At 67.1% G+C, this 9419-nt stretch carries 6 protein-coding genes and 3 pseudogenes; 5 read left to right on the top strand and 4 right to left on the bottom strand.

Features of this window, described 5'->3' with window-relative positions:
• Window positions 1–76 precede the first annotated feature (76 nt).
• The 5 genes and pseudogenes from ACFWZ5_RS42665 to ACFWZ5_RS42645 all read left to right on the top strand — a co-directional run bounded on the left by ACFWZ5_RS42665 (window position 77) and on the right by ACFWZ5_RS42645 (window position 5089).
• Window positions 77–1312, top strand: a pseudogene (locus ACFWZ5_RS42665) (IS110 family transposase).
• A gap of 139 nt (window positions 1313–1451) precedes the next feature.
• Window positions 1452–2705, top strand: coding sequence for a helix-turn-helix domain-containing protein (locus ACFWZ5_RS42660; RefSeq protein WP_384892471.1), 1254 nt, complete (start codon window positions 1452–1454; stop codon window positions 2703–2705).
• A gap of 39 nt (window positions 2706–2744) precedes the next feature.
• Window positions 2745–3275 carry a hypothetical protein gene (locus tag ACFWZ5_RS42655; protein WP_384892468.1) on the top strand — a complete coding sequence of 177 codons (531 nt, stop codon included), beginning with the start codon at window positions 2745–2747 and terminating at the stop codon, window positions 3273–3275.
• Between the two features lie 183 nt (window positions 3276–3458).
• A complete protein-coding gene (locus ACFWZ5_RS42650) occupies window positions 3459–4490 on the top strand; it encodes a hypothetical protein (RefSeq protein ID WP_384892465.1) in 1032 nt (343 codons plus the stop codon).
• Window positions 4487–5089 (top strand): hypothetical protein, encoded by a 603-nt coding sequence (locus ACFWZ5_RS42645; RefSeq protein WP_384892462.1) that lies wholly within the window; start codon window positions 4487–4489, stop codon window positions 5087–5089. Before ACFWZ5_RS42650 ends, ACFWZ5_RS42645 begins: the two co-directional genes overlap by 4 nt.
• Here the strand turns inward: ACFWZ5_RS42645 and ACFWZ5_RS42640 are convergent.
• The 4 genes and pseudogenes from ACFWZ5_RS42640 to ACFWZ5_RS42625 all read right to left on the bottom strand — a co-directional run.
• The gene (locus ACFWZ5_RS42640; RefSeq protein WP_384892476.1) at window positions 5056–6078 is read right to left on the bottom strand and encodes a Rieske 2Fe-2S domain-containing protein; all 1023 of its coding nucleotides are present in this window, start codon (window positions 6076–6078) and stop codon (window positions 5056–5058) included. The genes ACFWZ5_RS42645 and ACFWZ5_RS42640 overlap by 34 nt on opposite strands.
• Before the next feature lie 737 nt (window positions 6079–6815).
• Window positions 6816–7281 (bottom strand): annotated as a pseudogene (locus ACFWZ5_RS42635) (1-deoxy-D-xylulose-5-phosphate synthase N-terminal domain-containing protein); the annotation flags it as partial.
• Between the two features lie 576 nt (window positions 7282–7857).
• The gene (locus ACFWZ5_RS42630; protein ID WP_384892473.1) at window positions 7858–8181 is read right to left on the bottom strand and encodes a hypothetical protein; all 324 of its coding nucleotides are present in this window, start codon (window positions 8179–8181) and stop codon (window positions 7858–7860) included.
• 424 nt (window positions 8182–8605) lie between these two features.
• Window positions 8606–9310: pseudogene (locus ACFWZ5_RS42625) on the bottom strand (reverse transcriptase/maturase family protein); the annotation flags it as partial.
• Window positions 9311–9419: the final 109 nt, after the last annotated feature.

The following is a 9419-nucleotide window of genomic DNA, read 5'->3' as shown; positions in this document are numbered from 1 at the left end:
CGCGTACCAGGATCTTCTGCCTGCCCGCTCTCCCCGGGCGGCCGCGTGACCGCCAAGGCGACCGAGGGGGTTGGGCATGGACGTGGTCTACGAACGCTGCGCCGGCATCGACATCAGCAAGGCCGACGTGAAGGTCTGCATCCGGGTGCCGGGAACGGGAAGGCGGCGGCGCGAAGAGGTCCGGGTCTTCTCCTCCATGACCAGGGACCTGCTGGCCATGCGGGAGTGGCTGCTGGCCGAGGGCATCACCCTGGTCGGTATGGAGGCGACCGGCATCTACTGGAAGCCGGTCTTCTACCTGCTCGAGGACGATATGGAGTGCTGGCTGCTGAACGCTCGGCACATGAAGGCCGTCCCGGGCCGCAAGACCGACGTGAAGGACGCCTAGTGGATCGCCCGGCTCGTCGAACACGGCCTGGTCCGCACCTCGTTCGTGCCGCCGGAGCCGATCCGGCAGCTGCGCGACCTCACCCGGTACCGGACCGAAGTGGCCCGGGACCGGACCCGCGATGCCCAGCGGCTGGAGAAGCTCCTGGAGGACGCGGGCATCAAACTTTCCAGCGTGGTCTCCGACATCTTCGGTGTCTCCGGGCGGGCCATGCTGGAGGCCCTCATCAGCGGGGAACGCGACCCGCAGGTGCTGGCCGAGATCGCCCGGCGGCGCATGCGGGAGAAGATCCCGGTCCTGGTGGAGGCACTGACCGGCCACTTCACCGACCACCACGGCTTCCTGGCCCGGGCGATGCTGGACCGGATCGACGCCGCTACCGCGATGGTGAACCGGCTCAGCGAGCACATCGACACTGTGCTCGCCCCGCACCGACACCTGCTCGAGCTGCTGGCCACCGTTCCCGGCGTCGGCACCCGGGCGGCCGAAGTGATACTCGCCGAGATCGGCATGGACATGAGCCGCTTCGCCTCCGCCGAACACCTGGCCTCCTGGGCCGGGGTCTGCCCCGGCAACCACGAGTCCGCCGGCAAACAGCCCACCGGCCGGACCCGACACGGAGATCCGTGGCTCAAGGCCGCCCTCGGACAGGCAGCGATGGCCGCCTCCCGCACCAAGAGCACCTACCTCGCCGCCCGCTACCGACGACTGGTCGCCCGCCGCGGCAAACGCCGGGCCCTGGTCGCCATCGAGCACTCCATCCTGATCGCCATCTGGCACATGCTCACCCACGACGCCGAATACGCCGACCTCGGCGGCGAGTACTTCCTCCAACGCACCGGCAAAGCTCGCGCCACCCGGCGACTGGTCAGCCAGCTCAATCAACTCGGCTACCAGGTCAGCCTGCAGCCCGTCGCCGCGTGACGCGCGGGCCAGGCGTTTGCCTCAGATGAATTTTCGTACCAGGACTCCAGGGCCGACCCGTTCATATGTCGCACTGCACGCAGTGTGAGTACCGTCCTTAAGGGAACATTTGTCGGGAGATGAGGGGCGGTTGCGAGGGATGCCGTACGAGCTGGAGGAGCAGGAGGCCATCGGCCGGCGGATCAAGCGTCGCCGCCTGGCCCTTGGGTTGACGCAGGCCGACGTGGCCCACGCCTTGGGCCGCACGCAGGGGTGGGTGTCGAAGGCGGAAGGCGGGCGCATCGAGCTGGACCGTGCCGCCTTGATCAATCAGATCGCGGCTGTCCTGCACTGCCACCCCAATGAGCTGATCGGCCGCCCGTACGTGGGCGAGGTGACCGAGAACCAGTGGCAGGTGTCCGCCTCCGCGATCCTTCGCGAGCTGCGTCGCTACGACCTCACCCCCACGTTCGACGGCGCCCCTCGCCCTTCTGGTGAGCTGTGGGATGACCTGCGACGCGTGCACCGGCTGCGCGACGCGGCGGCGAACACCGCGATCATGCGCGAGATGCCCGACCTGCTGCGCGAGATCCGCGCCCTGGCGGAAGTTTCCGAGGGACGGGAGCGGGAGGAGGCGTTCGCCCTGTACACGGTGTGCTGCAAGGCCACGCACACCGCCGCGCACGCCCTTGGGCACCCCGAACTCATCGCGATGACGTGCGAGCGTGCCGCCTGGTCGGCCCGCCTGTCCGGCGACCCGCTCATGCCCGCCGTCGCCGACTACATGCGGATCTGGGACATGTGGGCCACGGCCGACTGGGGCGATGCCATGACGCTCGCCGACCGCGCTCTGGCCTCGGTGGAGCAGTTCGCGGACGCGGGCGATCAGCTCGCGCTGCGCATGTGGGGCATCCTCCAGCTCCGCGCGGCCGTCTCCGCCGCCCGGGGCGGAGACGCGGACCAGTCCACGGCCCGGATCGGGCAGGCCCGACAGACGGCCGACCGGATCGACGCCTACGACGGCGCGCCCGTCTTCGACCGCCAGTCCGTGACGTTCTCCTCCGGCAACGTCACGATCCACGGCATCAGCGTGGCCCTGGAAGCCGGTGACCATGTACGGGCACTGGAGCTGAACGACAGGGCCGACCAGCGGCAGATCGACGCGCTGCCGAACTCCCGTCGCGGCAACCATCACATGGACCTCGCCCGCGCCCTGTTCTGGAACGGCAACCGCCACCTGGCTCTGACCGAGTTGTCCAAGGCCGAACGCATCGCCCCTCAGCTGGTGCGCAACCACCCCATCGCCCGCGCGACGCTGCGGCAGCTCGTGTATGCCGAACGGGCCTTCACGCGGGAGAAGCTGAGGGGGATGTCGAGCCGATTCCACCTGGATGACCAGGAGCTATTCCCCTGATTCATATTGCGGGGTGATGGCTCCCCTACCGTCCGTCACATGACGGAACGGCGACGCACCTCCCAACAGGCCGACGGGCGCCGGGCGTTAGCCGACGCGGTGGCCGGATGGCACCCCCGACGCGGTGAACTCGTCACGGACACGGTGAAGAAGAAGCCCGGCGTCGTGGTGGCCCTCCCGGAAGACACCAACACGAAGGTCTATCAGCTCCGCCCTGAAGGCGGCGGAGATGGCTGGCCCGCCCGCCTGGATGACCTGGCCCCGCGCTCGGACACCCCGGACGACCGGAGCCTGGTCACCGATGAGGCGGCCCGGCCGCCACACGAAGAGGCGAAGGCGACGGCCCCGACGCCGGGGTCGGCCCAGCTCACCCACACCACGCTCGCGGAGACGCCGGAACCGGCTTACGACCGAAGCACCGACCGTGCCACCATCCCGGTGCTGGTCCACTTCGAGGATGGCTCCACCGCCGAGACCACCCTGCTCCTCGTCTCGGCTGAATTGGAGCGCTTGTACGCGCACAGCGGCCGTCTGCTCGCCGACCACGACGCCCGCTGGGGCAGGCCGTGAGCGGGCAGCACCGCGCCCCCGGGCACGACCGCGACGTGCTCACCCCCCCCCCGAACGAGGAGGCGCCGTGAAGGCGTATACCGTTGCCGAGCTGTTCTCGTACGCCGACGGGAAGATCCTTGACGCGGCCCGAAAGTTGTGCCAACCGCCGACGAGATCCGTCTTGGCGCCCACACCCCGAGCGTGACCGGGTACGTCCACACCCTCGAAGTCGACGGCCGGGCCCTGTACGCGAAGTACTCCTTCCTGGGGATGTCCCTGGTCTCCGTGGTACGCGGAACGTGCGGCACCTGGGAGGCCTTGAAGGCCGCGCAGGCCGCCTACACCAGCTCGCCCGGCTCCCTCCTGGAGCGGGAAGCCGCCCAGTTGCGCCTCCTGGCCGTGGCCGCCGTCCACGTACCGCTCGTCGACGGGTACGCAGACGGGGTCCTCTTCACCCGGCCGTTGGAGGGGATCACCCTCGGCGAGCTGATCCTGAAGGAGCCGCACCGCACCGCCGAGCTGTACTCGCGCGCACTGCGCGAACTGAGCGACGGACTCCAACAGATCACCGCTCGGGCCGACCGCGTACAGATGACCGAACGCCGCATACCCGACATCTTCGGCCGCAAGTTCAACGGCATCAGCGGACGCACCTACGTGGAGCAGGCCGGGGACTACTCGGCTGTCCTCCTTCAGGTGATCACCCGACTACGCAAGATCAGGTACGCCACGACGCCGGGGCCGCAGCCCCTGGTCTACGGCGATCTCAAACCCGAGCACGTCGTGATCCCCAACAGCCTGGACGGCTCCTTGGCCTTCCTCGATCCGGGCATCGCCCGGGGCAGGGAACAGACGGACACCGCAAAGCTCGTCTCCCGCACCGTGCTGCGGCTGATCGCCTCCCCGCCGCCCGCCGCGGACCTGAGCACCATCATGGCCGGGCTGGGCGCGGTCGTCGAACACCGCACCTGGCACCTGTCGAAGGCGGAACGGGCCGCGTGGTTGCGGGAGCTGGCCGTGCTGTGGCTCATGGATTCCGTCAACATCCTGTCCACCTACCTCACCTGTCCCGTCATGCTGCCCATGCTGCCGCAGGCCGACGTCGCCAAGCAGGCCACGGCGGTGTGCCGCTTCCTCGACACGGCGAGCATGCTCCTGGAGACGGAGGACCAGGCGACGGCCATCGTGTGGCCGCTCATCCTGGCCGAAGCCGCGAAGGCAGCCACCTCGTGACACCCCCAGCCGGACCCATCGGGGTGATCGGCGCCGGAGCCGTCGGGCAGACCGTGGCGGCCTGCCTGATGGCAGGAGCATGGTGCCAGGAGGTACGCGTCGCGTCCGGCAGCGCGCGCTCCGCGGCCGCGCTGGTCGCTGATCTGGAGGACATGCAGCAGGTCCTCGGCTCACCCGGTGGGGTCGGCGCCTCGACGCCCGACGGCATGGCCAACTGCGCGGCTGTCGTCGTCTGCCCCCGCGCGCGGTTCACCAACACCGCCACCTCCGACGTGCGCATGGCCGGGCTCACCGCCAACGCGCCCGTCCTCGCGCAACTGGCCCGCGCCCTGGCCGGGTACGCGGGGGCCGTAATCGTGGTGACCAACCCGGTCGACGTGATGACCAGGCTGTTCACCGAAGTCTCCGGCTGCCAGCGGGTGTACGGCATCGGCTCGAACACCGACACCGCCCGCTACCGCCTGGCCCTGGCCCGCTTCCTGGACGTGCCCGTTGACACGGTCGCCTACTGTCCGGAAACGCGAGGCGCCTCACACTCCCTGCGGCGGTGCAGGGTGGGCCGCTGTCAGCTGGTGGTATCGGGATGCGGCGCGGGGTAGAACTGGTGGGCCCAGTGCCGATAGGCACCGATGGGCCCGTCACCGTCGTTGAGCTTCGGATGTGGCAGGTACGCCTTGTGCTGGAAGACGAACTGGTCAGCCCGCGCGTCCCGCCGGGTCCAGCGGTTCATGCCATAGCTGAGCGTGTGCTCGATGAGCCGACGCAATGGCGTGGGAAGGCCCGAGGCAGGGGGAACGGTCACGTTGGCCGCCAGCCCGTAGCGCATGCGCCACGGTCCAGTGGGTGTTGCGAGCATCCACTGGCAGGCTTGGACCCCGTAGCGGGGGATGTTGATCAGGCCGCAGATTGCTCCCAGGCCTAGTAGCTGCAAGCTCGCATCCTGCGACGGTGGCAGCAGCGGGAGACGGCGGCCAAAGCGTACTTCCAGTGTGTACAGGGGCCCGTTGCTTTTGGGCTCTGATCGTTCTTCGGCGAAGTCAAAGCCGTGAAGCTCGGTGGCATGTCCGTAGTCAATGGCGTTCTCCGCCATGTCCTGCGGATGGCCAGCCTGCTCGACGGTGTGGAACGTGCGAGCGTAGGCGACGGGAGGGAGCTCGGGGAGTTCCCAGGTAGGGGGAGTGCCGTCAGGGGAGTGCCAGATCCAGACGATGCCGTACGTCTCGCGCACGGCCAGCAGGCTGAGCGTGGCTTTGGGGGGGCGTCCGTAGGGGGTGCGGGCGCAGGAGCCGTCTGGTGCGAAGGCGAACCGGTGAAAAGGACAGACCAGGTACTCGCCGTCGACGGTTCCGCCGGCCCCCAGGTGGGCCCCCAGGTGGGGGCAATAGGGCCGGGTGGCGCGCAGTGCGCCAGCCCGGGTCCGGTACACCACCACATCGGCTCCCATGAAGCGTCGTGTAAGGACGGTTCCTGGTGCCCATTCGCGAGAGAACCCCGCGTGAAACCATCCTAGTGGATAGGAGAGAGGCGGGGGGAAGGCCACATCGGCAGCCTGTGCAGCATACGGGGATTGGTAGGGGCGTACCCGCATGTCATTCTCCATTCTGGAAGGGAAGAGTGCCGCCGCTACGGCCGGGCAGGCCACGGTAGGGGGGCTGACATTGTGGCCAGCTGGTGCTGGTGGGGTGGGGCGTGGTGGATTCTGACTGCGGTGCCGGTGCAGGTTCGCGTGGTGGCGTGAAGTGTGGTGCTCTTCGGCGACGATGATGGTCTGGGCGTCGTCCGGGTGCGAGTGGTTTAGGTGCAGCAAACTCTGGAATTTCGGACACGTTAGGGGTGCCACCGGTGGCATGTGCCTCACCTGTTCCAGTGCCGTTAGTCCAGCAGATACATCCACGAGAGGATGGTGACTGCTAGGATGGTCCAGCCGCCGTTGATGGCCCATCAGCCGAGCACTCCGAACAGGCCCGCACCCGACCGGTGGGGAAAGTCGAGCGCGATCGTGATCATGTAGTGTATCCAGAACATCAGGTACATCACGAAGCGACCATCAATAGACGGAATCCCCGGTGGCGCAGTTTCGGGAAGGCCCATGCAGAGGCCATCCGGAGAGACCCGAACCCAAAGATCCAAATAAGTGACCAGGCTTTCTCCAACGCCAGGCTCAGGCCGCCAAAGGGCGGGGAGTTGAAGTTCTGGTAGTAAGCGCCGTCCGCCAGATAGCCGTTGAACGTCTGGATGATGCGCGTGTCATGGGCGAAGGTGTCCAGCCCTCAGGTCATTGCGAAACTTGCGGAGTCGACGATCGCGTACACTGCTACCAGTGTCACTGAGGTTATTCAGCGCCTCCCGGGCCATGCCGCCAGTCGACGCCCCGTCCCCGATGACCGCGACCACAAACCGGTCCTGCTTACCGGCCAGTTGGCGGGCCTTGGCTAGCCCGTCCGCATACGACAGGCTGGTGGAAGCATGGGGGTTCTCCACCCAGTCGTGCACCAACTCGGCGCGGGAGGGATACCCGGACAGGCTGGCCTCCTGCCGCAGCCGGTCAAAACCTGCCGCCCGGCCGGTAAGAAGCTTGTGGACGTAGGCCTGGTGCCCAGTGTCGAAGACGATAGCATCCTGCGGGGAATCAAAAACCCGGTGCCGCTCGAGCGTCTGCTCCACCACCCCCAGATCCGGGCCCAGGTGACCGCCCCGGACACCCCTTCTCCACCAGGAAGGCACGGATCTCCTCCGCCACGGCCAGTACCTCGGTGGGCGCCACGGAGCTCCCGGACCATCCGATACGGATACGGCCGCCGCCACTCGCGGCATCCTCACCACCGCGCCCCGTCCCGGGTCAGTGGACAGATGATGCACATCATGCCCCTGGGCCGTTCACGGAAGCGGACCAGAATCAGAGCATTCAGCGTCGAGCCGGGTAGCACAGTCATGGCCAAATGCCGCCTCTCCACGAAGCCGCCCCGCGGGACCGGAGGTGTAGTGACCGAGCGCGGCACACAAGGCTCCAGCATGTTGCGGGTGCACATCCATTAGAATCGAACCCATATCTAGCGAATAGGTGCGCACAACAGGCGCATGGCTGCATGCAGGGGGCGCGTTCCGCCCGGGCGACGAGCGGTACATAGACGAGGTCTTCATCACCCGGATGCGCAGGCGGCGGAAGTCGTGGAGCCAGGCGGTTGGGTCGGCCGCGTGGCGAGGTGCCCGCTGCCGGGTCCATTTCCTCGCGGCCTCCCGCCGAACCGGACTTGATGTTGGGTAGGCCGCCAGCGAGGTGCCTGTGACCAGGCCCTTCTCCAGCGCCCCCCACCGAACCCACCCGTGCTAGATTTCCCAGCAGTGGGCTCTCCAGTGCCTTTTCTTCTCATGATTTCTGCCGCGAGTAGCTCGCACCGTAGTGAATGTCCTCGTGGCAGACGCGACAGACGACCAGGGTCTTTCGACGGCGCGCTGCCATCATCTGGGCCCAGGCGGGCTTGGCGGCCCGCCCCCGGACGTTCAGGTCTTTCAGGTGCCGGACGTGGTGCACTTCGACACCGTCATGCGACCCGCACATCTCGCAGGTGTCGGCGAGCAGGCGCCTGACTACTTCGTTGCGCGCGCTGTTCCACACCGGTGTCGGGTGGTCGTCGAGGCTGCCGATCCTGGTCTTGTGCCGCAGTGGAACTCCGCCCCACTGCGCCGCCAACAGCTTTCGCCCTTCTCCGCGTTCGACGGTGACCTGGAGTCCCCGGCGGGGACCCTGGTCAGTCTTCAGTACGGTCCGGTAACGCTGGTAAATCCTGGAGACGCGGGCGCGGCACTTCCGCGCGAGCGTCTTGACCAGGGAGCGTTGCATCACGTACTTCATCCGTCCCAAACGGTAAACGTTGAAAGCGAGTTGGTAGTAGCCAGCGATCCCGCGGAACTCGGCCTGTACTGGGCGACGATGGAGAAGTCGCTGTTGACCGTGCGTTCGGTCCGTCGGATCGGTCGGCCATGGTGCAGGTAGGGGCGGCACTTGGCGCGGATGACGTCAGCAGGCACTTTCCAGCCCGATCTGCGCATTGATGCTGCGGTGACCCGCGCTGGTCGTGCTTGGTGTCGTTGCCCAAGACCACGATCTCGTAGCCGAGGAACCGGGCGGCACTCGTCCGCCCGTGCGTGATCAGGGTCCTTTCCTCGGACAGTTCCAGCTTGAGCTCGTCATGCGGGAACCGGCCGATGCTGGCCTTGATCTCCTCGGCTTCCCGCTTCGGACCGGTGAAGCCGAGCAGCCAATCGTCCGCGTAACGGCAGTAATGCAGACGCCGATAGCCGGGATCGTCAGGGTCACGGGAAGGCATGGTCTTCATCTGCTTGCGCAGAGCCCGACCGGCCTCCAACTCCCCTCGTCGCTCCAGGCGAAAAGCGCGCTGCCCCAGCAGCATGTACGGACGATACGGTGTGCGCCGGACTCCCCGATTGTGGGCGGGCAGCAGGTTCGTCTCGATGTACTTGTCCAGCCGGTCCAGGTAGACATTGGAGAGAATCGGCGAGATCACTCCGCCTTGCGGCGCACCGCTCAACGTCGCGTGATAGCGCCACTGTTCCAGATACCCGGCCCGGAGCAGTCCGCCGACCAACGGCAAGAAGCGGTTGTCATGGATCTTCTCCGCCAGAATCGACAGCAGAACCTCATGATCCAAACTGTCGAAGCAGGCTTTGATATCTCCCTCGACAAACCATGTGCTGCCCCGCCAGCCAGGGTAGATCGATTGCAGGGCGGTGTGACAGCCCCGGCCGGGGCCGGAACCCGTGGGAGTGCTCGGAGAACTGCGGCTCGTAATACGCCTCAAGCAACAGGCGTATCACCTCTTGAAGCAGCTTGTCCGACCACGTCGGCAGACCTAAGAGGTTGTCTCATGTGGCGAGTTTCGTCAGCTTCTTGTAGCAGGTGAGAGCGGC

Source organism: Streptomyces sp. NPDC059003 (assembly GCF_042740445.1).
Lineage (GTDB): Bacteria > Actinomycetota > Actinomycetes > Streptomycetales > Streptomycetaceae > Streptomyces.
This window is presented reverse-complemented; position numbering and strand designations above follow the sequence as displayed.

Excerpts from the sequence above, each read along its gene's own strand:
- ACFWZ5_RS42660 (WP_384892471.1), top strand. The coding sequence starts at position 1,452 with ATGCCGTACGAGCTGGAGGAGCAGGAGGCCATCGGCCGGCGGATCAAG.
- ACFWZ5_RS42655 (WP_384892468.1), top strand. The coding sequence starts at position 2,745 with ATGACGGAACGGCGACGCACCTCCCAACAGGCCGACGGGCGCCGGGCG.
- ACFWZ5_RS42640 (WP_384892476.1), bottom strand. The coding sequence starts at position 6,078 with ATGCGGGTACGCCCCTACCAATCCCCGTATGCTGCACAGGCTGCCGAT.